The 26,213-nt window shown below is 51.5% G+C and carries 17 protein-coding genes; 7 read left to right on the top strand and 10 right to left on the bottom strand.

Going from position 1 to position 26,213, the window contains the following annotated elements; genetic code table 11:
• The first annotated feature begins 54 nt into the window (after positions 1–54).
• Positions 55–9,393, top strand: a complete 9,339-nt coding sequence (locus JSN25_RS11440; RefSeq protein WP_204524943.1) for an autotransporter outer membrane beta-barrel domain-containing protein — start codon at positions 55–57, stop codon at positions 9,391–9,393.
• Positions 9,394–9,538: 145 nt separating this feature from the next.
• On the opposite strand, the gene JSN25_RS11435 is transcribed toward JSN25_RS11440, so the two are convergent.
• From JSN25_RS11435 to rclA, 6 genes are all read right to left on the bottom strand, one after another.
• Positions 9,539–10,306, bottom strand: a complete 768-nt coding sequence (locus JSN25_RS11435) for a putative bifunctional diguanylate cyclase/phosphodiesterase (RefSeq protein WP_061381619.1) — start codon at positions 10,304–10,306, stop codon at positions 9,539–9,541.
• A 99-nt stretch (positions 10,307–10,405) separates the two neighbouring features.
• Positions 10,406–10,987 carry a helix-turn-helix transcriptional regulator gene (locus tag JSN25_RS11430; protein ID WP_170973229.1) on the bottom strand — a complete coding sequence of 194 codons (582 nt, stop codon included), beginning with the start codon at positions 10,985–10,987 and terminating at the stop codon, positions 10,406–10,408.
• Between the two features lie 21 nt (positions 10,988–11,008).
• Positions 11,009–11,704 (bottom strand): flagellar brake protein, encoded by a 696-nt coding sequence (locus tag JSN25_RS11425; protein WP_085047572.1) that lies wholly within the window; start codon positions 11,702–11,704, stop codon positions 11,009–11,011.
• 568 nt (positions 11,705–12,272) lie between these two features.
• Positions 12,273–12,833, bottom strand: a complete 561-nt coding sequence (rclC, locus tag JSN25_RS11420; RefSeq protein WP_038638553.1) for a reactive chlorine resistance membrane protein RclC — start codon at positions 12,831–12,833, stop codon at positions 12,273–12,275.
• A gap of 11 nt (positions 12,834–12,844) precedes the next feature.
• Positions 12,845–13,075, bottom strand: a complete 231-nt coding sequence (gene rclB, locus JSN25_RS11415; protein ID WP_038643060.1) for a reactive chlorine resistance periplasmic protein RclB — start codon at positions 13,073–13,075, stop codon at positions 12,845–12,847.
• Positions 13,076–13,243: 168 nt separating this feature from the next.
• Entirely contained in the window at positions 13,244–14,569 is a 1,326-nt protein-coding gene (rclA, locus tag JSN25_RS11410; RefSeq protein ID WP_069323112.1) for a reactive chlorine resistance oxidoreductase RclA, read from the bottom strand.
• A 235-nt stretch (positions 14,570–14,804) separates the two neighbouring features.
• On the opposite strand from rclA, the gene rclR reads away from it, so the two are divergent.
• Positions 14,805–15,659 (top strand): reactive chlorine-specific transcriptional regulator RclR, encoded by an 855-nt coding sequence (gene rclR, locus JSN25_RS11405; RefSeq protein WP_204524942.1) that lies wholly within the window; start codon positions 14,805–14,807, stop codon positions 15,657–15,659.
• Between the two features lie 52 nt (positions 15,660–15,711).
• Here rclR and JSN25_RS11400 read toward each other — a convergent pair whose 3' ends face one another.
• The 4 genes from JSN25_RS11400 to JSN25_RS11385 all read right to left on the bottom strand — a co-directional run bounded on the left by JSN25_RS11400 (position 15,712) and on the right by JSN25_RS11385 (position 21,998).
• A complete protein-coding gene (locus tag JSN25_RS11400; protein ID WP_204524941.1) occupies positions 15,712–18,855 on the bottom strand; it encodes a CusA/CzcA family heavy metal efflux RND transporter in 3,144 nt (1,047 codons plus the stop codon).
• Between the two features lie 11 nt (positions 18,856–18,866).
• The gene (locus JSN25_RS11395; RefSeq protein ID WP_199966132.1) at positions 18,867–20,159 is read right to left on the bottom strand and encodes an efflux RND transporter periplasmic adaptor subunit; all 1,293 of its coding nucleotides are present in this window, start codon (positions 20,157–20,159) and stop codon (positions 18,867–18,869) included.
• A gap of 76 nt (positions 20,160–20,235) precedes the next feature.
• Positions 20,236–20,583, bottom strand: coding sequence for a cation efflux system protein CusF (gene cusF / locus JSN25_RS11390; RefSeq protein ID WP_199966130.1), 348 nt, complete (start codon positions 20,581–20,583; stop codon positions 20,236–20,238).
• Between the two features lie 32 nt (positions 20,584–20,615).
• Positions 20,616–21,998 carry an efflux transporter outer membrane subunit gene (locus tag JSN25_RS11385; protein ID WP_199966128.1) on the bottom strand — a complete coding sequence of 461 codons (1,383 nt, stop codon included), beginning with the start codon at positions 21,996–21,998 and terminating at the stop codon, positions 20,616–20,618.
• Positions 21,999–22,193: 195 nt separating this feature from the next.
• On the opposite strand from JSN25_RS11385, the gene cusR reads away from it, so the two are divergent.
• The 5 genes from cusR (at position 22,194) to uspF (ending at position 26,127) form a co-directional block, all read left to right on the top strand.
• Positions 22,194–22,877 (top strand): copper response regulator transcription factor CusR, encoded by a 684-nt coding sequence (cusR, locus tag JSN25_RS11380; RefSeq protein WP_038638530.1) that lies wholly within the window; start codon positions 22,194–22,196, stop codon positions 22,875–22,877.
• The gene (locus JSN25_RS11375; RefSeq protein WP_199966126.1) at positions 22,867–24,318 is read left to right on the top strand and encodes a Cu(+)/Ag(+) sensor histidine kinase; all 1,452 of its coding nucleotides are present in this window, start codon (positions 22,867–22,869) and stop codon (positions 24,316–24,318) included. The genes cusR and JSN25_RS11375 overlap by 11 nt, the downstream gene beginning before the upstream one ends.
• A 120-nt stretch (positions 24,319–24,438) precedes the next feature.
• The gene (locus JSN25_RS11370) at positions 24,439–24,648 is read left to right on the top strand and encodes a hypothetical protein (protein WP_069323104.1); all 210 of its coding nucleotides are present in this window, start codon (positions 24,439–24,441) and stop codon (positions 24,646–24,648) included.
• Between the two features lie 83 nt (positions 24,649–24,731).
• Entirely contained in the window at positions 24,732–25,535 is an 804-nt protein-coding gene (locus JSN25_RS11365) for an MBL fold metallo-hydrolase (RefSeq protein ID WP_199966124.1), read from the top strand.
• Between the two features lie 163 nt (positions 25,536–25,698).
• Positions 25,699–26,127 (top strand): universal stress protein UspF, encoded by a 429-nt coding sequence (gene uspF / locus JSN25_RS11360; protein ID WP_038638520.1) that lies wholly within the window; start codon positions 25,699–25,701, stop codon positions 26,125–26,127.
• The last annotated feature ends 86 nt before the right edge of the window (positions 26,128–26,213 follow it).

Here is a 26,213-nt window from a genome sequence, read left to right as displayed (position 1 = left end):
CAACAACTCAACGTATTAACACATACATAACAGGAATGTAGACGAGGGTTATATATGAACAAAGTTTACAGCATTATTTGGAACGCGGCGCTCGGCATCTGGGTGGTCGTTTCTGAATTAACTAAAGGCAAGAAAAAAAGTAGTTCACGTAAAACTGTCGCCGTCCTCGCTGCTGGCGCATTAAGCGGAGCGTCGATGATGGCCTCGGCTGATCCGATTATTGATATCGGCGATCATGATATTTCTACTGACTACCAGCGAGGAATTTCCGCTGGCGTTTATGAGGGAATTCATAACTACGGCTTCTTATATGAAGATAATACCACTGGTCAGGCGCTCAATATCAGCGGCGCGATCCCGACGATTACCCCTGGCCAAAGCGGCGTTGTTGAGTCAACGACTATCCGGGAGCTGCTGCAAACCGGCAAAATCACGCTTAAAGCTACCAGCCCTGACCAGAGCGTAAAAACAATCTCTACAGAGGAAGAGCTGGCAGAATACCTGACTCATACCCAGTCAGCGAAGCCTTCGCAAAGCACGGACTTTGATATTTTTGATCCGGCGCTCCCAGGAGAGCCAGAAACCATTAAAGTTTTTGATACCAGCGCGTTAGCCGGGTTTATCACTGAGTCACAAATCGGCGATGCTGTTTTAAATACGTATGATGCGCAACAAACGCAAATCTATAAGCAATTTGGCATCGCGTTGGCGACCAATGGCGCCACGGCCAATCTGAATATTGGCAACGATACGCTTCATGTACGTGACAAAGCCAATACCATCGAATTACTGGCTAAAGATTCCTCGCTGCTGGAAGCGCAAGGCGCCAACAGCCAGGTGAACTGGCAATCCGATAACTACATCAAATTTAACGCCGCCCCCGTTATTCCGACCAAAACGTTTAACGGTTCCAGGACGACCTCCGTATTTGGCGGCGATGTAACGCTGATGACGTATGGCTATAACGACGCTGGCGAGGTTATCGAAACGGGGGAAAAAACGTTCTCAATTACCACGGCTGCGGAACTGGCTGAGTTCAATAGCTGGTTGTTAGGCGAAAGCGATGATGCCGCGCAAAAACCGGATGGACAAAAAGTCAGTCAGATCCAGTTGTGGCTGGATGTTGAAGACAGTCAAATCACAACCGTCTCCGCCGCGCAAGCGAAGTATGCTGAGCTGATTGATGACTTACTGACTTCAGGTAAGTCATCTGATGTTATCTCCTGGGATTACGACGTCTGGACCGATGGCGAGTCGCATAGCAATAACACGACCGCCGAACGCGGTGAGCTGCACGCTATCTATGCCAACGGCGCGGGTACCGCCGGTACGTTGAATAAAGATGCGATGATCGCCGTAGACGGCAGTATTAATGGCGTGATGAAAGCCATTGACGGCGGGGTTATCACTAACCTGGGCGAACTGAACGCATTGCGTACCTCTACCGGCCAGAGCCTGGCAATTGGCATGCTGGCGAAAGATGCGACGGCAACCAACCACGGAACGATTAACGCCGGCCTGTTTATTGATAAGGACGGTAACCAAAACGTCAACAGCTACGGTGCATTTGGCATGCAGGGGCAAGGCGCCAGCGTAATTACCAACGAAGGCACAATCAACCAGGCGATTACTACCGATAACTTCGGTACCGCTTCTGCTGCCGATCCCTGGAGTAAAGACGATCCCGAGACTTCGTTGACGCTGGCCATTGGTATGCAGTTGTCCAACGACGCGCAAGGCACTAATAACGGCGATATCAATATCGTCAACGGACACAAAAACAATAACCCCTTTGGTAACGGCACCGCCTTTGGCGTAGAAGTCGCCGACAACGCCACATTTACCAACACCCAGAATGCCTCTATTTACCTTGGCCGCGATGCTAATAATTCCTCCCAGGATGCCATACTGCCAGGCGGTTCCAGCCCAAGCGCCGGTATCATGACCAAAAGCGCCAAAGAGGTGATTAACAACGGTCTCATCACCCTTGGCGTCGGCATACGTAACGCCGCCGGGATCCTGATCGGCAATGCAACAGGTAATGTGCTGAATACCGGCACTATCGCAATCAATGGCGATGGCCGTGGAGGCACCAGCAAGAACTACGGCATTACTGTGCGTGACAGTGGCGCAGAGAATGGTCAGATCATTAGAAATGACGGCAAAATTAACGTTAATGGCAACAATAACGTCGGGATCCACGTCAGCGCCAATAAGAAAAATGCCGAAGTCACCACCAGCGCTTCTGGTTCTATCGTAGTAGACGGTGACGGCGGCGTCGGTAACCGAAACTATGCTATTTGGGCAGAAGGCGGCGCCAACGGTCAGGCAACGGTCAATGTCTATTCTGATATCACCCTGAATCAGGCAGGTAACATCGGCGTACACGTGCGTGATAACGCCATCGCTAACGTCGATAGTCTGAGTAGCCCGGCGTTCAACAACACCGATCAGATTGGTTATTACCTGTATGGTAAAGGCGCGACCGCCAATATTGGGCAGGCGGTGATGAATGACAACGGCCAGGATCGCACCACTATTTTCCGTATCGCCAATGGCGCATTGTTGGCCGGTAATACGACTAACCCGAAAGATCAGTCTACTTCTGACCTGAATCTGACGCTCAGCGGCAACAATTCTGTTGGCGTGCTCGCCACCGGCGCAGGCAGTAGCGTAGATACCGGGGAAGCGACGTTTACCGTTAAGGGCACCAACTCCGCAGCGCTGGTCATCGAAGGCGGCGCCAACGGTACCATCAGCGATAAAACCACCATCAATTTAACCGGTGAAAGCACCGTTGCCGGGGTGGTGGATGGTCAGGCGCATCAATTGAATGGCAACACGCAGGGGAATGCCACGAGCACCACCCTCACCTCAAACGCGAAGATTACCTCTGAAGCCAGCGGCAACAAGGTTATTGCCTATGTGGCGAGAAATCTGGGCAACCTGCTCCTCGATACCAAAGCGATCATCGATCTGGCCAGCGTCGACAGCATCGGCGTTGATGTGCAACAAGGCGGGAACTTAACCAATAACTCCTCCAGCGCCCTGCATGTCAGCAACGGCATCGGCGTACGCGCCTCAGGCTATAACGCGCAGATTAGTAAGCTGGGCAAAATTCAGGTTGATGATGGTACTGCTGGCGTTCTGCTGACCCAGGGGGCCAGTCTGCTGATCAACGGTAAAACTGGCGACAGCATTACCACTAATGGATCTGCTGACGGTATTCGTCTGGCCGAGGGCGCAGGTGCGCTGGCCGCGCAAAGCGTGATGATTCGCGCTGAGGGGACTGGTGCCGGTATTCAAAACGATGCCAACAACACCAATATCACACTGCGTGATGTCACTATCGATTCCAACGATGGTCCAGGGATCCGCACCAGCGTCGCGCTGACCATGAACGATGGCCTGAACAACATCCTCAACGTCAACGGGAAAGGTACCGGTTTCGCCTTTGAGCAGCGCAATGGCGACGCGGTGACGGGCGATCTGACCATCGGCAAAGGCTATACCGTTGAGGTGCGAAACAGCGAAGGTAGCGGTATCCGCGCCAACACGGATGGCCAGGTCACGACCAGTGCCGACATCAACGTACATAACAGCGCAGGCGGTTCTGCGATCATTGCGAAAAACGTCAGCGCATTAACCAACAGCGGGAAGATTATTTCTGCCAGCACGACCTCACCGGTGATTGACGCCAGCGGCGACAGCAAGAAAAAAATCACCAATACCGGTACCCTTCAGGCCATCAACGACACGGCAGTGGCTATTCAGTCTGGTAAAGGCAATGACACCATTGATATCAGCGGCGGTATCACCAGCGGCGTAATCAATACCGGCGAAGGCAGAGATACCTTCAACTGGCGCAGCGGTTCCTATGCGGGCGAAGTGAATTTCGCTGGCACTGGCGGCAACAATAAAGCCAACATCGGCAATGTAATACTGGATAAAACGCGCCACATCATTACCGCTGCGGGTACGGGCAATGCCCTCACCTTCACCAATACGAAAGATGCGAAGATTGGCACGCTTGCCAGCGACAACCTGAATACCGGCACCAACATTGGCACTGGCTGGGATTCCCTGACCATCAGCGGATCAAACGCGGATGTACGCATCGTTGAAAACCTGAGTCTGGCGAGCAAAACCCTTGCCGTAAACAATGGCGCAACGCTGCGCACCGGCGATCACGTTGAGCCGACCAGTACTGCCGCCAGCATTGGCGATTACGATGTGACGACCCAGGGCGCAGGCAGCAGGGTTATCTTCGATACCCTGGGAGATGCGTCAGCGGCGCAGATCTATCGTGGCATCATCAGCGGCGACGGGAAATTTGAACGTGCGGCGGGCGGCACCACGGTGTTTACCGCCAACAACAGCTACACCGGCTCTACCACCATCGCGCAAACCGGTACGTTGCAGTTGGGTGACGGCGGCAATGAGGGCGAAGTCAGCGCCGTATCTGACATCATCGACAACGGCGTGCTGGCGATCAACCGCGCCAACAACGTCCTGCTCAACGGGGTGATCTCTGGCATCGGCGCGCTGCAACAAATCGGCGGCGGCATTACCCGTCTGAACGGCAATAACACCTATACCGGCGATACCACCGTCACCAACGGTACGCTGCTGGTGAATGGCGATCAAAGCGCGGCGCGCGGCGCAACGACCGTCAGCGGCACATCCACACTTGGCGGGAATGGCATTATCGGTGGCAATGTATTGATGAACGATGCCACCACACTCAGCGCGGGTGATGGCGGTGCAGGTACGCTCACCATTAACGGTAATCTGCAGCTTGGCAGCAAAACGACCTCCGCTTTCGAACTGGGCAACGCTTATACGCCAGGCGGTGCGCTAAACGATCTGGTCAACGTCGCAGGCGATCTAAAGCTTGACGGAACTCTGGATGTTACCACTTCACAGGGTGGTAACTTCGGTCCGGGCGTATATCGTATCTATAACTATGGCGGCAGGCTGGATAATCAGACGCTGGAGCTGGGCGCAATACCGGACAGCCAGGATAAGAGTAATATTTTTGTCCAGACCTCTATCGACAAACAGGTCAACCTGGTGAATGCCAACGGCGTTACCCTGCAGTTCTGGGACGGCGCAACCGTCAATCAGAGCCATGGCGCATCGGGCATTGAAGGCAACAGCAAAATTGACGGCGGCGATGGCAAATGGATGGCGATCGGCAGCCAGGGAGATAACAACTGGACTACGGCAACCGGTGAAGGTAACGCCCCCTGGGCGCAGAAATCCTTTGCCGTCTTCACCACCAAAGGCGGAACCGTTACCGTGGATAACGCCGCGGGAGAAGTTAACTTCTCCGGGGCACAGTTTGACGCCGATGGCTATATCGTTAAAGGTGATGCGCTTAACGCGTATGCCACCACAGAAAACGCGACCCATGCAGGCCAGACGCCAGGCACCGGTGAACTGCTGCTGCGCGTTGGCGCCGGTGGCGCGGGTCAAAACTTTACCGCGGCCATTGAGTCCGTGATCCGCGAAGCCAGCACGACTGACAAACTGACGCTGGTGAAAACCGACCTTGGTCGTCTGATCCTCAGCGGTGATAACGAGTATCGCGGCGGCACACGCATTGATGGCGGTACGTTGCAGATTTCCTCTGACAGCAACCTCGGCCAAAGCGGAACCGATCTGGTTATTAACAACGGCTCCACCCTGCAGATGGGCGCGGACCTGACCAGCAATCGCACTATCGAGCTGGGAGCGAGTGATAACGCGGCGGTGTTTGACCTCAATTCGCGCCACTTCACGCCAGTCGGTGAGATTACCGGCGACGGTAAACTGAAAGTCACCAGCAGCTCAAGCGATGCGGGCAGCACCTTGTCGCTCGATCGCGCCAACAGCTACAAAGGCGATACCGAAATCGCCGGTACGGGTAATGCCAACAATGTCACGGTCAACGTCAGCAAAACCGGGGCCTTTGGTAGCAATGAAAGCAGCACCGTGAACGTCAATAAGGGGGCGACGCTCAATGTCAGCGGGACAGATACCAGTCTGAAATCCCTGACCATGAACATCGCCGACAGCCTGTTAACGCTGGCGGATAATGTCACCGCCGCAAGCGCCAAACTAAACCTGACTGGCGCTGCAAAAGCGCTGTTAACCGACAACGCCACCGCAGGAAACGCGACGGTTAACGTGGCAAAAGACAGTACGCTGGCTCTGGAAGAGAATGCCAGCGGCGGCAATGCCAGCGTGAATAACAGCGGACTGATGACCTTTGCCGACCTGGCGATGGCGGAAAATACCGTCGTTAAAAACCTGGTGGGCGGTAAGGTCGATATCAGCGCGGTCGACAGCGCAACCTCTATCGGCTCGTTATCCGGCGCGGGGAATGTCGAATTGGGCAATAAAGCATTGTCGCTGGGGAATCTGCAACTTGATGACACCATCAGCGGCATTATCAGCGGTAACGACGGTAGCCTGGTGAAAATCGGTGACGGCACCTTAACGCTGACAGGCGATAACACTTACACCGGCACCACGGACGTCAATGAAGGCGTGCTGCTGGTCAACGGCAACCAGTCTGCCGCGACCGGTCAGGTAACGGTTAAATCCGGCGCGACGCTCGGCGGGAACGGTATTATCGGCGGCGCAGTTGACGTGCTGGACGACGGTCATATTACTGCTGGCGCCGCCATCAACAGCGTGGGTAAACTGACCACCGGTTCACTGACGCTGAGGGATAACGCCCAACTGGATTATCAGTTTGGTCAGGCTTATACCCCAGGCGGTGCCTTCAACGACCTGATTGATGTGAATGGCGACCTGACGCTCGACGGTAAGCTCAATATCGAGACCTCTCCGGGCGGCAGCTTTGACGTGGGCGTTTACCGCGTCATCAACTACACCGGCACCTTGACCAACAATGTGATGGACATTGCCAACGCGCCGGAAGCCGCAGACAGCCTGTACGTGCAAACCTCGGTTAACAACCAGGTTAACCTGGTCAACCATGCCGGACTGACGCTGCGCTTCTGGGACGGCACCGGCGGTGAGAATGGCGAGCTGAAAAACAACGGCGTCATCAACGGCGGCGACGGTATCTGGCAATCCAGCCAGGGTAACGACAACTGGACCACGGATGAATCCACGCCAGAAGGCGCGCTGAACGCACCGTTTACCGATGCCGCCTTCGCCGTCTTCCAGGGTGAAGCTGGCAACGTCACCGTCGATAACAGCAAAGGCGACGTTATCATTAGCGGCGCACAGTTCGCCACCGATGGCTATCGCGTGGGTGGTGAGGCCATTACCACCGACACAGCGAACACGCTGATTCGCGTGGGCGATGGCACGGTAGACGGCGCAAACTACACCGCAACTATCGACAGCGTGATCCGCGGTACCGGCGGCCTGAATAAAAGCGATCTCGGGACGCTGATCCTCACTGGCGACAACACCTACAGCGGTGGAACCACCATCACCTCAGGTACGTTGCAGGTGGCGGGTGATACCAATCTTGGCGCGCCAGAGACGGGTATTACCTTCAACGGCGGTACGCTGAAGTATGGCGAAGCATTTGATACCGCCCGTCAGGTGACGCTGGAATCCGGCGGCGGGACATTCGATACCAACGGACATAACGTTTCCCTGCTGACGGAAGTCGAAGGTAATGGTCATCTGACCAAAACCGGTAAAGGCTCCCTCACCCTGACGCTGGATAATACCTACACCGGGGGCACTACCATCGAACAAGGCGTTTTACAGCTGGGTAATGGCGGTAACATCGGCAGCATTCAGGGAGATATCGTTGATAACGGCGTACTCAAGGTTGATCGCGCGGATACCCTGGCGTTAACGGCCAATATCAGCGGTAAAGGCCAGTTGCACCAGACCGGCAGCGGTATTACGGAACTGCAAGGTGAAAACAGCTACAGCGGCGCAACGTTGATTGCCAACGGCGTACTGCAGGCGGGTAATACCAACACCCTGAGTAGCGCGTCACACCACTACGTTGTCGCTGACACCATGTTGAACACGCAGGGATACAACCAGACCGTCGCAGGCCTGAGCAACGGCGGTGATGTCTCGCTCATCGGCCAGCAGACTGGCACAACGTTAACCGTCAAAGGGGATTACGTCGGCGAAAAAGGGATCATCAACATGGCGGCCATTCAGAATGGTAGCGGTGCAGGTATTGCCGACCGTCTGATTATTGATGGCGGTAAAGCCAGCGGGAGTACGCTGCTGGACGTTGATGGTTCTGGCCTCGGCGCACCGACCGTCGGGGATGGTATCGAGGTGGTCACGGCCCTCAATGGCGCTACCACCACCGCGCAAACGTCGCGCGACGCCTTCCACCTGGCCGCCGATCGTATGGCAGCAGGCGCGTTTGAGTACCAACTGCATGCGGGCAATGCTCAGGGTCAGGGGGAAAACTGGTATCTGAGAAGCGAATATCGTCCGGAAACCATGCTGTATTCAGGCCTTGCCAGCGTCGTGCGTCAGGGTGACATTAGTCTGCTGGGTAACATGCACCAACGTATGGGCGACGAGGTTAAACCGGGCATTGATGAAGATAATCGCGCCTGGGCGAGAATGCTTGGTTACTCCGGTAAAACCAAACTGGACGATGCGGCCGGGACGCAAACCAGCTCCCATACTATGGGTATCCAGGTCGGCGTCGATATGTATGCTAACGAAAGCTGGAAAGCCGGGATGTATACCAGCATCCTTGACATCGACAGCAATGTGAAAGGCACGAAGACGGGTAGCGACGGCAAAGGCGGAAACATCGATGACAATGCGTTTTACGTCGGCGGTTACGCCACCTGGTTCTCGGGCGACGGGATGTATGTTGATAACGTCCTGCAGTACGGTAACCATAAATCTCGCCTGGCGGCGACCGGGAATAACGGTTCTTATACCGTCAAAGGCAACACGCTGACGGCGTCAACGGAGGTGGGTAAATCGTTCCGTCTGGGTTCAAGCGCCTGGAGTCTGGAACCTCAGGCTCAGTTAATCTACCAATACAGCGATTTTGGTAATGGTCGGCTTGATGGTGTGACCCAAACGAAAGTGAAAATGGATACCGCTGATTCCTTTACCGCCCGTCTGGGCGTACGTCTGGTTGCTGACTATGACACCAACCATGGCAAATTCCAGCCGTACGGCAGGGTAAACGTCTGGCAGGGTCTGGGTTCAAAAGACAAAACGCACTTTAGCAATGCGGTCGCCACCACCACGCTCGAATCCTCACAGCAGTACTCCAGCACCGAAGTTGCGGCCGGTCTGTCCTGGTCAATCGACAGAAACGTGCAGGTCTACGGTGAACTGGGTACGCAATTCAGCAACGGTGGCAGTAAGTCGCAAGTTGAAGCACCGATCAATGCTTCCATTGGCTTTAAGAAATCGTTCTAAGCAGTCATAAACTCACCAGCCCTCTGTTCTGCAGGGGGCTTTTTTTTTGCCTTTCAGGGCTGCCAGATGCGCTACGCTTATCAGTCCTACGAACTTAACGACAACGCAGAACAATCAAGGGCTTGGGAAACGTAAAAAGGTGGGATTAACGATTATACTGCGTCAGGAGTAACGGGATTTCTTCTGCTAACACCGGCGGAGAAATGAAAAAGCCCTGAATTTTGTCACAACCAATCTGCGTTAAACGGTCCAGTTGGGACTGGGTTTCCACCCCTTCAGCAAGAACTTCAATACCAAAATTGTGCGCCAGTGAAATAATGCCCTCAACAATCTTTGTCGATCGGGTATCGGGCTCAATGCCAGCAACAAATTCCTTATCAATTTTTAGGGTATCAAAAGGATACTTCAGCAGATAATTAAGATTTGCATGACCGGTACCAAAATCATCAAGAGCGAGTTTAACCCCGATCTCCTTTAGCTCCAGCATATTGTTAACCGCTATCTGGCTGTCGCGCAGTGGTGACGTTTCCGTAACCTCAATTTGGCATCGATAAGGCGGTAGTCCACAGAGGGTGAGATTACGTCTGACGCGTTGCGGTAAGAGAGGGTCACAAAATTCAAGTGCGGAAATATTGATTGATAATACAAGAGGATCGGGCCAGGACGTCGCCACATCCCAGGGGGTGTGGGTAACCATGTCTTCAATTGAAATGATATTGCCGCTGTCTTCCAATAACGTAATAAAAATATCGGGAGAGATCATCCCCATCTGAGGGCTGTTCCAACGCATTAATGCTTCAAATCCGCTAATTTGCTGAGTGTGCAAATTAAAAATGGGCTGATAAACCATATAAAACTGACTGGTATTCAATGCCTGTTCAAGCGCGGTGAGCACCTCGTTGGAATTAAACATTCCCTCTACCTCTACAAATCATAAAATTTAAAACCAGTCAGCATCGCTCCCGAATTATATCTACTATGATATGTTTTACATCAGAAAAGAATCACCAGACTAGGGTAAAAAAGACATCCGATGGGTGAATCTGACAATTAATTTATTTAAATCAGAAGTATTATTCAGTCCCAACTTGGCGACGACGCGCATTTTATGAGCCTGAATGGTTTTATAGTTAAGGCTCACTAACTCAGAAATTTCTTTAGCGGTATAGCCACTTACCAGCAAACTCAGGATCTGCTGTTCCCTTTCGGTTAACCTTTTCTGCGAACGATACAGCCGGGGATTCCATTTCCCGACTGACAACGTCGCCAATTGACCGAAATCTCGCAGTGAAGATTTCTCAGTCAACACTATTGCTTTCTCAATATATAATAACTCCACGCATAATTTCGCCACCAAACTGTCAGCTACAATGACTACGACGTTATTATAGAACTTGAATCGATTTTTATTCAGAAACTGTACGACGTCTGAACACGGTTGTTCATTATTAATGATATTAAAAATCATGGTTTGATGCTGACATAATGATGACTGATGCAACATATCCTCAAACTGGAATGTTTGTACGGGTACATGTTTGCTGGTCAGGTAGGCGAACATACCGTTGCCCACAAAATTATCATTGCCACACATCAACATCCTGTTTACCGCTCCTTATAAGCTTCTTATCTTGTTACTCATTAAAAATTTGATAATAATTTTCTCGACTTCAGCCTCTTCACGACGATTTTTAAAATCGAACTCACACGAGATCTGATGACAGGAGTACAACTGATTATCCTCATCAAACTCATTGATCGTGACGACATCGATCACTTTTAAATCCAGCTGTAAACTGCCAAACGTATCAAACTCCAGTGAGGCATTTTTAATCACCGCATCTTTATAAACAAAGCGGGTATTTACATCTTTAACAATTAACGCACAGCCACCCTGAGAGATGTTTTTAATCCTGAAAGAGTAGTTTTCTCCGTTTTTGTAACGACCAAAACAGAAAAAGTCATAACCCTTCAGGAAGGAAAAACGCTGATTTTGTCGCTGCTGGGCAAAGAAAATCATATCCGGGATGAGGTAGGATAATCCTGCCTCCGCACCTGCGGGTGGGGTTTGTTCAAATCTGGCACTAAATTTTACAATCCCGCTTTCGCTGTGCAGGATAAAGTATTGGACCTTTTCAGGCACAATCTCTTCATGGCCGGAGATGACAAACCGTTCGAAATCGACCTTCTCTAGCTGTGTGATAACGCTACTGTTTTCGCATAAGACTTCCAGTTTCGTTTTCTTGTGCAGCTCTTCACGAAGGATAGCGATGATTTCAAACTTGTTGTCCTTTGCTAATCCAAAGCTCATTCTAAAACCCTTATTTCCATATTTAAGATATGTCCCGCTTTTGGTTACCCAAAAACGCGAGATCAGCATCCGCCCTGGTGCTTAATTACCATAGTGGATTCCATGTCAGACAGTTGGTTAAAAATTAAGTTTTTAACTATCTTTAGCCAATTATTGATACGTAAAAACATTTAATCAGGATAATTCTAGCTTAAGCCGCGCTTAAAACCACGCGAACTAATGGATTAACTATAACAAAAATGAATAATAATTTTATTTAAGATGCTGTTTTGAGATAACAAATAGCAAGAATTGCACAGAAAAAAACAAAGAAAAATGAAGGTGTTGGGATGGTTGGGCAATGCGCAGGTTGTCGCGCTTTTGTCGTCAGTGCGTATGATGCTTACATCTTCATATCATTAACTGCCAATACAGCCTGACGCGTGATTGTTATAAAGTGAATAATTACATTTTATATATTAAATAAATTTCCCTTAAGTCAGAAAAAAGCCAGCATCCTGCTGGCCCGGCAAATACCGAATAGAACTAGAGTGGCTTGCTACCTTACAGAGGGTACAACGTTAAAAATTCAATACCGCTGCTTAATTATTGATCGAGATGAGTCTGCGATGATCATCACTGCTCCCGCCAGCATTAGCGTGTCTTTCAATACCAGACGCCCGGCCCCGGACAAGTACGGAAAACCATGATGTAAATCGCCCAACGGCATTACCCATGCCTCTGGTGTGGTAATCAAAAAGGATAAGGTAACAATCGGCGTGGCAAATGCCAGTATGCCGCCAATTAATCCCAACCAACGGCTAACAGGATTTGCCAGCACCAATAAAGCGATAAGAACTTCGACTACGCCCAGACCATTGGAGAATGTATAGGTATTATTCGCCGCCTGCCATTCACGCTCCTGTGGCTTAAACTCACCTTCGTGGGTTAAATGCTGCTTATACTCTTCTGGATGTTCATAAAAAAATGACATTACCGGGCTATTAGCAACAAATGGCGTAATACTGTCAGCTTCGTAAGGTACAAATTTTAATAACCCAATCCAGATAAAAACAATTGCAATGCTCAGGCGAATTAAGGTTAATCCAATTTTATCGCCCTTACTGAGTAAACGCAGATACTTTTCCATGCAGGCTCTCCTCACTTGTATAAAATTGCCGTTGCGTGAGTGCTGCCATCAATGCGCATTGAAGTGATTTTCCAGGACGTTGCATTATTTTCCTGCGCCAGTTTCGCAATAGCATCCTCTATCTCGGAAGGCGCACCAGATATGGCAGACACGCTAACATGGACAACTTCGGTTTGCGCCAATGCGGAAAATGTCACCGGTGCAGTCAGTAACGCGGTCATTAGTAACGTAGTTTTAAACATGTTCATTCCTATTTCCATTAAACAGTGATTTCAGTGGCAATATAATAAAACATGCCAATTTATTTTATTTCATCCAGGACGCCAGAATAACTGTCAATGAGTATCCAGCCGTTAAAAAGACAAAAAAAGCCCCACACGGGTGGGGCAAACATGCAGACTACGCTTTTATTATTTAACGAGAGAAAAGAGATCGTTTAATGATTCACTCATACTCGGATGGGTAAATATTTGATCGCGTAAGGTTGTATAGGGTAATCCTGCATCCATAACCGTCTTGATGATATTAATCATCTCATGTGAATCCACACATAATAGCGAAACACCTAATATCTGTTTCGTTTCACTATCCACCACCGCTTTAAGTACGCCGCGTGTGTCATCCATCACTCGCGCACGCGGAATCGCCGCGACCGGCAGCGTGACTACCTGCACAGAAGCACCGCTGGCGCGAGCCTGTTCTTCGGTCATCCCCACGCGGGAAAGCGGCGGCGTCATAAAGACGGAATACGGTACATTTTGACGATCGCCGGTGTGACGTCTCCCCTCGCCTGACAGGTTGTCACGCACAATGCGGAAGTCATCCAGGGAGATGTACGTGAACTGCAACCCCCCGGTAACATCGCCCATTGCCCAAATATTATCTGCCGAGGTACGCAAATATTTATTCACAATAATGGCGCCGCGGTCGTTTACATCCACACCCGCTTTCTGCAACTGCAGGTTTTCGGTCGCCGGTTTGCGGCCCGATGCCACCAGCAGCGCATCCACGGTCTGGACGCCTCCCGCCATTTTCACCTGTACCGCGCCGTCCCCGGACGAAACCGCCTGTACGTTGGCATTAAGGATAATCTCAACGCCTTTGTCGCGTAAAATCCTCGCGATAGCTTCGGCAATATCCCGATCTTCACGGGCTAAAAACAGCGGAGCGGCTTCATAAAGGGTAACTTTGCTGCCGAAGTTGGCAAACATTGATGCGAACTCCACACCAATGTAACCGCCGCCCAAAATTCCCAGACGTTCAGGCCGTTGCGTCAAATTCAACAGCCCGGTGCTGTCAAACACCCCCGGTGTGGTGGTTAACCCTTCCACGTCTGGAACCGTTGACTGCGCGCCGGTATTAATAAAGATCTTCTCGCCGCTTAGCTCAATCGCGCCTGTTGACTGCACGACTCGCACAGTATGGTTATCGACAAACTCAGCACGACCGTCGATCACATCGACATTTTCCAGGTCGGCCAGATTATGGAAGTTTTTATCGCGCAGGAAACTGACAACGGCAGCCTTGCGCTGCATCGCCGCAGCAAAATCATGTTGAAGTTCAGCGTCATGTACCAGGGTTTTGGTTGGAATACAGCCGATGTTAATGCATGTCCCGCCATACATGGTGTTCGACTGTTCAACAATCGCCACCCGCCAGCCCGTTTTTGCCAGGGTAGCTGCCAGCGTTTTACCCGCTTTGCCAAATCCAATAATAATCGCCTGATACTGATTCATGCTCTCTCTCCGCCTGGTCACTGTTCATTTGTTGAACTGAAGTATAGGGGTAACCAGACAAGGGAAATGTATCCAGAACGCGCTTATCACTGTTAAATCGTCTAAATCACTTTTAACCTCTTTTCATGAAACATGAAAGCATAATAAATTAACACCTTGAAGGTATTACTTTAATTTAAAATTGACGAGATAATTCCGCCAAACCAATAGTGATCAAAACTGCCCAGGAGTCTTCATGGATGCCCTTAGTCGATTACTCATGCTTAACGACCCGCAAGGCTCGATCGATCAAAACTGTTTGTTGAGCAGAAACTGGCAACTGCCGCATGCGGCGGGCGAGCTATCCGTTATCCGCTGGCATACAGTCACTCAGGGAGCAGCCCAACTTGACATGCCTGACGGGACATCTTTCACCCTGTGGCCAGGGACTCTTGTTATCCTGCCGCAGAACTCCGCCCATCGACTTTGCCAGTCAGGGGATGAACAAACGCATATCGTTTGCGGTAGCCTGCGACTGCACGCCACCTCACGCTATTTTTTAACCGCGCTACCGGAAGCACTGATTCTGGCGCCTGAAGAAAAGAGTCCCGTCAGCCATTGGCTCAAGGCCGTGATTGCGCTATTGCAACAGGAATCCATTAGTGGGCTGCCGGGTTCCAGCGCTGTATGCAGCCAACAATGCGCCACGCTGTTCGCCTTAGCCGTTCGTGAGTGGTTAACCAGAGCATCGCCCGCACAAAACGTGTTGAATTTACTGCTGCACCCCAAACTCGGATCTGTGGTGTTTTTGATGCTCGAATCACCGTCCTTTGCATGGAGCGTCGAAGAGCTGGCGAAGCGCGTACACATGTCGCGGGCCAGCTTTGCGCAATTATTCCGTGAAGTGTCAAACTCCACACCGATGGCAGTGTTAACCACTTTGCGCCTGCAATTCGCCGCTCAGATGTTGTCACGCGGATCGCAACCATTGATTGTGGTAGCTGAATCGGTGGGCTACGCCAGCGAGTCATCGTTTTATAAAGTCTTTCTACGCGAATTCGGCTGTACGCCGGGCGAGTACCGCAAACGCGTGAAAGCGCTGGAAGCATAGAGCTACGCCTGCTTCGGGGTACAAACCGAAGACAGGCGTATGATTGAGAAGGTTACTTTTGCTTGCGATGTCTGTGCAGCCACATCAGCTTATACGCAGCCGGAATGATGAATAGCGACAACAGCGGCGCGGTGATCATGCCGCCAATCATCGGCGCGGCGATGCGGCTCATCACTTCTGACCCGGCTCCCGTCCCCCACAAGATGGGCAACAGACCGGCGATAATCACCGCCACGGTCATCGCTTTCGGGCGCACGCGCAGTACAGCGCCGTGATATAACCCTTCATCCAGTTTATCCGCCGTAAAGGTTTGCGGGTTTTCCAGCGCAGGCTCTGCTTCAATGGCGTGACGCAGATACATCAGCATCACCACGCCAAACTCTGCGGCCACGCCGGCCAACGCAATAAACCCGGTTCCGGTCGCGACCGACATATGGAATCCCATCCAGTAGAGGAACCAGATGCCCCCTACCAGGGCAAAGGGGACGCTGGTGATAATCAACAGCGCTTCGCCAAAGCGACGGAAAGCCAGATAAAGCAGGACGAAGATAATCATCAGCGTCATCGGCACCATCAATTTGAGCTTATGGCTGGCGCGTTCAAGCAGTTCGAACTGCCCGGAGAACGCCACGCTGGTCCCCGGCTTTAACTGTACCTTTTCCGCGATCGCTTTTTGCAGATCGTTCACCACCGAAACCATGTCACGATCGCGGGCATCGATGTAAATCCAACTGGTGGGTCGCGCATCTTCTGTTTTTAACATTGACGGCCCAGAAACGACCGTGACATCCGCCACATCAGCCAGCGTGATTTGCTGTTTCATGGGGGTCAGAATGGGCAGATTACGCAGCGCTTGCGGGCTGTCGCGATAGCTCTGCGCATAGCGAAGGTTGATAGGATAACGCGCGATCCCTTCTACCGTTTCGCCCACCATCGCGCCCCCCACAGCGGAGGTCACAAACAGCTGTACATCACCAACGGTCATGCCATAACGAGCCGCTTTCTCACGATTAATATCCACGTTGAGATAGCGTCCCCCTACCAGACGCTCAGCTAACGCAGAGGCGACGCCTGGCACGGTTCTGGCTACCTCTTCAATTTGTTCCGCCGTCGCATCGATATCAGCCAGCACGTTACCTGACACTTTAATCCCGATAGGGCTTTTTATCCCGGTAGAGAGCATGTCGATACGGTTTCGAATTGGTGGCACCCACAGATTCGCCAGCCCCGGCAAGCGCACGGTTTTATCCAGCTCGGCGATGATTTTGTCCATCGTCATACCCGGACGCCACTGATCCTGCGGCTTCAGTTGGATCGTCGTTTCAACCATTTCCAGCGGTGCGGAATCAGTTGCGGTTTCCGCTTTACCGGTTTTACCAAATACGCGCGCCACTTCAGGAACGGTCATGATCAGCTTATCGGTTTTTTGCAGCATGTCCGCCGCCTGCGCCGCCGAGATCCCCGGTAGTGTCGAAGGCATATACAGCAAATCGCCTTCATTAATCTGCGGCAGGAATTCACCACCGACTTTATTCAGCGGGTAGATAACCGTCAGTATTGACAGCACCGCTACCAGGAGAGTGGTTTTGGGCCAGTGCAGCACCTTCAGCAATAGCGGATGGTAAATACGGATCAGAAAGCGGTTAAGCGGGTTACTGCTTTCCGCCGGTATTTTTCCGCGGATCCAGAATCCCATCAGGATCGGAATAACCACAATAGCCAGAAATGCCGCGCCCGCCATGGCATAGGTTTTGGTGAACGCCAGCGGACCAAACAGCCGCCCTTCCTGCCCTTCAAGGGTGAAAATAGGGATAAACGACAACGTAATTATCAGCAGGCTGATAAACAATGCCGGGCCGACTTCCACCGAGGCGTCAGTAATGACCTTCCAGCGCGTGGCGTTATCCAGCGTTTCACCCGGATGTTGATGCCCCCACTCTTCCAGCCGCTTATGGGCATTCTCAATCATCACGATTGCCGCATCAACCATCGCCCCGACGGCAATGGCAATTCCCCCGAGCGACATAATATTGGCGTTCAGCCCCTGGAAATGCATCACGATAAACGCGATACACAGCCCCAACGGCAGGGAAATAATCGCCACCAATGCCGAACGCAGATGCCACAGGAACAGCGCGCACACCAGCGCAACGACGATAAACTCCTCCAGTAGCTTATAGCTCAGGTTATCAATGGCGCGATCGATAAGCTGACTGCGATCGTATGTTGTAACTACCTCAACGCCTTCCGGCAGGCTGCTTTTCAGGGTGTCGAGTTTGGCTTTAACGGCGGAGATCACCTCACGCGCATTTTTACCGGAGCGCAGGATAACCACCCCGCCCGCCACTTCGCCTTCGCCGTTCAGCTCGGCGATCCCGCGGCGCATTTCCGGTCCAATCTGAACGCGTGCCACATCGCGCAGATAAACCGGTACACCGTCGGCCCCGGTTTTCAGGACGATATTATTGAAATCATCAAGCGTTTGCAGATAGCCACTGGCGCGCACCATATATTCGGCTTCAGCCATCTCCACCGACGAGCCGCCCGCTTCCTGATTTGACGTATCCAGCGCAGATTTCACCTCCGCCAGGCTGATGCCATATTGCGTCAGCTTCATCGGGTCGATAACCACCTGGTACTGTTTAACCACGCCGCCCACCGAGGCCACTTCCGCCACGTTAGGAATCGTTTTTAACTCATATTTTAAAAACCAGTCCTGAAGAGAACGTAATTCCGCGAGGTCATGTTTTCCGCTGCGATCCACCAGCGCATATTCAAAGATCCAGCCGACGCCCGTGGCGTCCGGTCCCATTTCGGCACTAACGCCTGCCGGCAATTTTCCCTGCACCTGGTTGAGATATTCCAGTACGCGCGAGCGTGCCCAGTAAGGATCGGTGCCATCCTCGAAAATGACGTACACATAGGAATCGCCAAACTGCGAGAAGCCGCGCACCGTCTTCGCGCCCGGTACCGACAGCATGGTGGTGGTCAGGGGGTAAGTGACCTGATTCTCGACGATTTGCGGCGCCTGTCCGGGGTAGCTGGTTTTGACAATCACCTGGACATCAGAGAGATCGGGCAGCGCATCAACCGGGGTGTTAATGATGGTCCAGGTTCCCCAGATGCTGAGAAACAGCGCCCCCATCATCACCAGGAAGCGGTTTGCCACTGAACGGCGGATAATCCATTCAATCATTTATCATGTCCTCAATGTGAATGGGTCGCCTGGGCTGGCATCGCGCCTGCGTCTTGCGCACCACTGTGCTGGGCGCGCATACGGTCAAGGGCGCCAGAAATATTCGCCTCGGAGTCAATCAGGAACAGGCCGCTGGACACCACTTTTTCACCTTCGGTCAGACCTGAGCGAATAGCCGTCAGCCCCTGAGATTCATGGAATACAGCAACCTGCTTCGGCACAAATCGACCTTCATGATCAACGGTAATCACCCGCTGTTCGGTACCCGTATCAATTAACGCTTTAGACGGGATCAGCAGCATCGGCTCGCTTTGCGTTTTCAATTGCAGGTAAGCATTCATTCCAGGCTTGAGCGCTTCGTCGGGGTTATCAACCTGCAAACGCAGCTGGAGGGTACGCGTGGTAGCATCAACGCTTGGCAAAATACTCCACTTACTGATGGTGAATGGTTTATCCGGCCAGGCAGGAACAGTGATGCGAAATTGCGAGGCATCTTTAATCAGCCAGGCAATAGATTCCGGGACCGACGCGCTGACCCATACCGGATCCATTCCCTGAATTTTCGCGACCACATTGTCTTTAGAGATATTCATGCCGGTACGCAAATCGAATGCGGTGATCACCCCATCAATGGGAGCTTTCAGGGTAAAGCGGGTCTGAATTTTACGCGTCGACTTTAAACGCTGGATATCCGCTTCCGGCATACCGGCAAGGCGTAATCGCTCCAGAATCCCTTCCACCTGCGTCGCGCTGCCGCCGGTCTCGCGCAACAGCAAATATTCGCTCTGCGCCTCAACCCAGTCAGGAATCGTCAGGTCAATGAGCGGAGAACCCTTCTTGATTTTGTCACCCACAGTGAGCGGGTAAACCTTCTCGATAAAGCCAGCGGAGCGTGCCTGGACAATAACAAACTGGTATTCGTTATAGCTCACGTTAGCCGGGAAAGTTTGCGCATAGTGCAGTGGTCCCCGACGCACGGGTTCCGTTTTTAGCCCCAGATTCTGGGTCTGAGTGGGATCGATGCGCACGCCAGGTGCTGACGCGCTTGCGGTCTCTTCATCGGCATATTTCGGGATTAAATCCATATCCATGAACGGCGATTTGCCCGGCTTGTCAAAACGCGTATTCGGATACATGGGGTCATACCAGAACAGAACTTTTCTGGCTTCTTTTGGCGAAGCCTGTCCGGTTTCGGTCGATACTTTTGCGGATGAATAATAAGTATAAACACCGACAGAAATAATCCCACCTGCAATCATGCCAGCGAGAATAAGCGCGGTATTTTTAATATTTAAAGACGCCATAATGATTTCCATTGCGCGATAATCTCACCCGCGCTCGCAAGAACCCGGGCAAGAATTAAAGAGACCAGCGAGAACGTTATTTACTGATGTGAATATCGCGTAACACAGAGAGATTTCCCTGCTGAACAAACGTAAACGCGACCTTATCGCCCGGTTTAATATCGTCAGCCCTGGTGTCGGCCACCAGCGTAAAACGCATCGTCATCGCCGGCCAGTTCACCGCCGGAATAGGATCATGTTTAATCGTGACTTTTTTACTCTCCAAATCAACAGCTTCAATCACTCCAGTCGCGCTAATGCGTTGTTCCTGTTGAGCCGCCGGCTGCATACTCATCATCTCGCCATGTTGATGCTCATTGGCCTGAGCGTTAAATATGACCACAGAGAAAAGGCTTAACAGCACGGCTTTGGCGGTAGTATTCATAGTTGATGCTCCTGAAAAGTTAATATTAAGGTTTACTCCACCCAACCGCCGCCTAAGGCAGCAAACAGCTTAATTTCATTAACCTGCTGGGCGTAATTAAGATCGAGCAGCGATTGCTGCGTGGCAAATAAAGAACGTTCGGCGTCCAGAACTTCGATATAGCTAACCGCGCCATTCTGATACAGCGCTCTGGCACGTTGTAGGGTGATTTGCAATGACGTCAGGTAGCGCTGCTGGCCGCTAATTTGATCGGCAATGCTTTGGCGCAACGCCAGCGCATCGGCCACCTCTTTAAATGCGCTCTGAATTTTTTGTTCGTAATTCACCACCGACTGCTGTTGGCGAATTTCAGCCAGATCGAGATTGGACTGATTACGTCCGGCGTTAAAAATTGGAATATCTATTTTGGGGACAAAATTCCACATGCCGCTGGCAGCATTAAACAAGCTGGAGAGATCGCTGCTGCTACTGGACACGGAGCTGGTCAGAGTAATCGACGGGAAAAATGCCGCCCGCGCGGCGCCGATATTGGCATTCGCCGCCATTAATCCGTGCTCAGCTTCCATAATATCCGGACGCTGTAACAGTATTTGCGACGAGAGTGATGGCGGCAGCGTAACCGGTTTAATATCTCCGCGACTGCGCGCCCTATCGTCGGGTAATTTTCCGTAGGTCCCCAGCAACAGTTGCAGCGCGTTATTCGCCTGCGCCAGTTCACCTTTACGCTTCGCGATTTCGCTGCGCGTACTTTCAATCACGCCCCGCGCCTGTTCCAGCGCCAGTACATTAGTGCTACCGGTGACCAGTTGTTTTTCAACAAAGGCGTAGGAACGCTGATAGTTTTGCAGCGTTTCTTCGGCAATTTGCAGTTGTGCATAAGCCAGACGCTGATTGAAATAACTTTGCGACACGTTAGAGATTAATGAGATATGTACCGCCCGACGCGCCTCTTCGCTGGCAAAGAAATTCTGTCGATCGGCTTCACTCATATTTTTCAGCCGACCAAAAAAATCCAAATCGAAACTGAGATTCAGTCCGGCCTCGAATTGGCGATCGGTGCTGCTGTCGCCTTTTAATTTACCGCTGTAGGTACCGCTGGATCCTGCCGTAATTTGCGGATAGCGGTCAGCGTCCGTAACGCCATATTGCGCTCGCGCCTCCTGAACCTTCAGCACAGCCATACGCAAATCGCGGTTATTGGCCAGCGCCTCACCAATTAGCACCTTAACCTGGTCGTCAACGAAGAAGGTCCGCCAACCGGTGTCCTGATAATTCCCAGAGGCTGACACCAGCGCATTCTGGCTCAAGGAGAATTGCTGTGGCACCGGCAAAGCCGGGCGCTGATAGTCCGGCGCTAATGAACAACCGGCGAGAACGAATATAGCGCTGAGGGTAAGAAGCTTAAATTTGCTCATAGTTCTTCACGTCCTGACCGGACTGATGACCCTAAAATATGTAGGAATTTATAGGGTTGTACTTTAACGAAGTGACTCTGTTTAACCGGTGACAGGAAAATGACAAAACTGTCATTTTCCCAATAACCGATTGCTATCCGATCCCGCTTCCCTAGAATTGAAAGTCCGCACAAGCAGTGCGAGAAGGAGAATGCGATGAAGATTTTAATAGTCGAAGATGAGAAAAAAACCGGTGAATACCTGACGAAAGGCCTGACGGAAGCAGGTTTTGTCGTGGATTTGGCGGATAACGGCCTGAACGGGTACCACCTGGCGATGACCGGCGATTACGATCTGCTCATCCTCGACATCATGCTGCCGGATGTAAACGGCTGGGATATCGTACGCATGCTGCGTAGCGCCAATAAAGGCATGCCCATTCTTCTCCTCACTGCGCTGGGTACCATTGAACATCGGGTTAAAGGTCTGGAATTAGGCGCTGACGATTACCTGGTCAAACCGTTTGCCTTTGCCGAACTGTTGGCGCGGGTCAGAACGCTATTACGCCGGGGCGCGGCGGTAATTGTTGAAAGCCAGTTTCAGGTCGCAGATTTAATGGTTGATCTGGTGAGTAGAAAAGTCACCCGCAGCGGGGCGCGCATCACCCTGACCAGCAAAGAGTTTACGCTGCTTGAGTTTTTCCTGCGCCACCAGGGAGAAGTTTTACCCCGCTCGCTGATTGCCTCTCAGGTCTGGGATATGAATTTTGACAGCGATACCAACGCCATCGATGTCGCCGTTAAGCGTCTGCGCGCCAAAATCGATAATGACTTTGAGCCGAAACTGATTCAGACCGTGCGCGGCGTGGGATATATGCTTGAGGTTCCTGATGGCCAGTAAACGATGGCAACGCCCTTTTTCCCTGGCGACGCGACTGACCTTTTTCATCAGTCTGGCGACTATCGCTTCATTTTTCGCCTTCGCATGGATAATGATCCACTCAGTGAAAGTGCATTTCGCCGAGCAGGACATCAATGATTTACAAGAGATCAGCGCCACGCTGGAGCGTATTCTTAATCAACCGAACGAACCTGAACCACGCCGACTGGAAACGCTAAAAAACGTCGTGGCAGGTTACTCGAACGTCATTATTTCTCTGGAAGATAGCAATCAGAAGGCTATTTTTCATTCACCTGACGCCCCGGATCTTCGGCAATTTATCGCCAGTGCAAGGCCGGATAAAAATGCCCAAGCCCGCGATGTCTTTATTATATCCGGCCCCATACTGCAAACGCCCAAACATACGCACGGTCAGATGACATCATCAAACTGGCGCATGATTCGTTTGCCTGTAGGCCAGCTTGCCGATGGAAAACCGGCATATACGCTGTACCTGGCATTATCGATCGATTTTCATCTGCACTATATTAATGACCTGAAAAACAAGCTGATTATGACGGCATCACTGATTAGCATGATGATTGTTTTTATCGTGCTGTTCGCCGTTTATAAAGGTCATGAACCGATCCGTAATGTCAGTCGCCGCATCCAAAATATCACCTCGAAAGATCTCGACGTACGCCTTGATCCGCAAACCGTGCCTATTGAACTGGAACAGTTGGTAAGTTCGTTTAATCACATGATCGAACGCATCGAGGATGTTTTTAAACGTCAGTCGAACTTCTCGGCAGATATTGCCCATGAGATCCGCACCCCAATTACCAACCTGGTCACGCAAACGGAAATTGCGCTAAGCCAGATCCGCAGCCAAAAAGAGCTGGAGGACGTGCTGTATTCCAATCTCGAAGAATTTGGCCGGATGTCGAAGATGGTGAGTGACATGCTGTTTCTGGCGCAAGCGGATAACAATCAACTGATCCCGGAAAAGACCGCGCTCAATCTGGCTGATGAGGTCAGTAAAGTGTTCGACTTTTTCGAAGCCTGGGCAGAAGAGCGTGAGGTTGGTTTACGCTTTGAGGGGCGCGAATGTTGGGTATCGGGCGATCCGTTAATGTTACGCCGGGCAATGAGTAATCTGCTTTCAAACGCCATGCGCTACACGCCAAAAGGCGAGTCAGTGACCGTGCGGGTGAAAGAGGCCGATGAACAGGTGCAGATAGTCGTTGAGAACCCCGGCCCGCCAATTCCTCCGCAACATCTTCCGCGGCTGTTTGACCGCTTCTATCGGGTAGATCCTTCCCGGCAACGTAAGGGAGAAGGCAGCGGTATTGGCCTTGCGATCGTGAAATCGATAGTCATTGCCCATCAGGGAAACGTTGCGGTGACATCTGATTCACATGCCACCCGCTTTATTCTGACGCTGCCCCGGCATGCAATTTAATCTTTAGTGACGACGGTTAAGTCATTCCTGTTCTCTGACTTAACCGTCATATTCCTGTCACGTCGCTGACAGCGTGCGCTAATTATAATTTCTTCCGTAAACCCACACAGGAGAAATATGATGAATAAGATGTCCTCTTTTTTAGCTATCGCATTTTTTATCTCAGCAGGCGTTAATGCAGCCGAAACGTCACCCCATGCACAATCATTTTCGCAAATGAATGAACATGAAAAAGCGATGGTAGTACATCAGTCGACAAATAATGCTCATTCCTATGCCCATGAGCAGCAGGCCCAAAAACATCGTGCGCAGGCAAACAGTACGCAATAACGGATAACGCCAAAGGGCGCTGCGATCACAGCGCTCTCAAAAGCTGTGCGTTACAATATGCCGTTTTAATACTGGAGTCAGGCATGGCTTTAACCCTCACGGTGTTGCTTGAAAACCGGCGCGCTGCTGGCGCAGATAAATCATTACGGGCAAAGCCTGGATTAAGTCTGTTAATTCAGGATGAAACCACCACCATACTGTTTGATACCGGGCCGGATGACAGCTTCATTCTAAACGCCGCGCAAATGAGGATCGACCTGACGCAATTAACCGCCGTGGTGCTGTCACACGGTCATTACGATCATTGTGGCGGCGTCCCCTGGCTTGCCGATAACAGCCGTATTATTTGCCATCCTCAAATAGCCTGTGAGCGTTACGCGTCGATAACGCTTGCGGGAAAGCCGCGACAAATTAAAAAACTCTCCCGCGATAACGACTACTCTCGTCTGAATATGGAATACACCCGCGAACCGTTGGCGATTAGCGATCGTTTTTTGTGGTCCGGGGAAATTAGCGTATCCACACCGCAGGCCTACGGTGTTATTCACGAGAAAACACCTCAGCCGGATTACATCAGCGATGAAGGCGTATTGATCTATAAATCTGACCGTGGGCTGGTGATCATTACCGGTTGCGGGCACCGGGGAATAGAAAATATCGTCCGCCATTGCCAGAACATCACCGGCATTCGCAAAATTTACGCCCTCATCGGTGGGTTCCATTTACGCGCCGCCTCTCCCGCTAAGCTGTGGCGGACGCGGCAATTTATTAAGCAGCAGCAACCGGAAAAACTGCTCGGCTGTCATTGTACCGGTTCGTGGGGACGGTTGTGGCTACCGGGAACAAAAGCCCCGGCAACGGGGGATGTCATCGTGCTGGCGAACTAAAGGCGGTAAAACGTGGCCCACATCTGCATTAGAAAACGGGAACTTACGTTCCCCGTTTATCATTGACGACAATTATGCACGTAACCTTGATCTGGTCACTTATTATACAGAGACAACCTTGGGTACACTCAGGATAGAGGTAAACAAACAGGAGGTAGTGAATATGTATCGCTCAATTCTGGTGCCCATTGATATCTCTGAAGCCGATTTAACCCGCCATGTTGTGCCGCAGGTTCAGGCGCATGCCAAAACCGCCAAGGTCCATTTTCTGGCCGTTATTCCTACCGTTCCGTTCTATGCCTCGCTGGGGCTGGCCTACTCAAGCGAATTCCCGGATCGCAGTGGTCTGCAGGCCAAGGCCAGCGAAAAACTCGAAGAGATTGTTAAGCAATTCAATATTCCTGCAGGCAGGAGTCAAATCCACGTCGTTTACGGCCCGCCGAAGGATCAGATCCTCAAACTGGCGGAGGCGGTTGACGCCGAACTTATCGTCATCGCCTCGCATAAGCCTGGTTTTAGCACCTACCTGCTGGGTTCAACGGCTTCTGCCGTAGTCCGCCATGCGAAATGTCCGGTGCTGGTTGTACGGTGACACTGGCTAACATAATAAAAACGGGAGTAAATTTACTCCCGTTTTTTTTCGGACTGAGCTCAGCACTCAGTGCTGATTATCCAGCA

Origin of the sequence: Citrobacter cronae (assembly GCF_016893685.1) — a bacterium.
Taxonomy (GTDB): Bacteria; Pseudomonadota; Gammaproteobacteria; order Enterobacterales; family Enterobacteriaceae; genus Citrobacter; species Citrobacter werkmanii.
The sequence above is the reverse complement of the archived record's forward strand: the minus strand, read 5'-3'. Positions and strand labels throughout refer to the sequence as shown.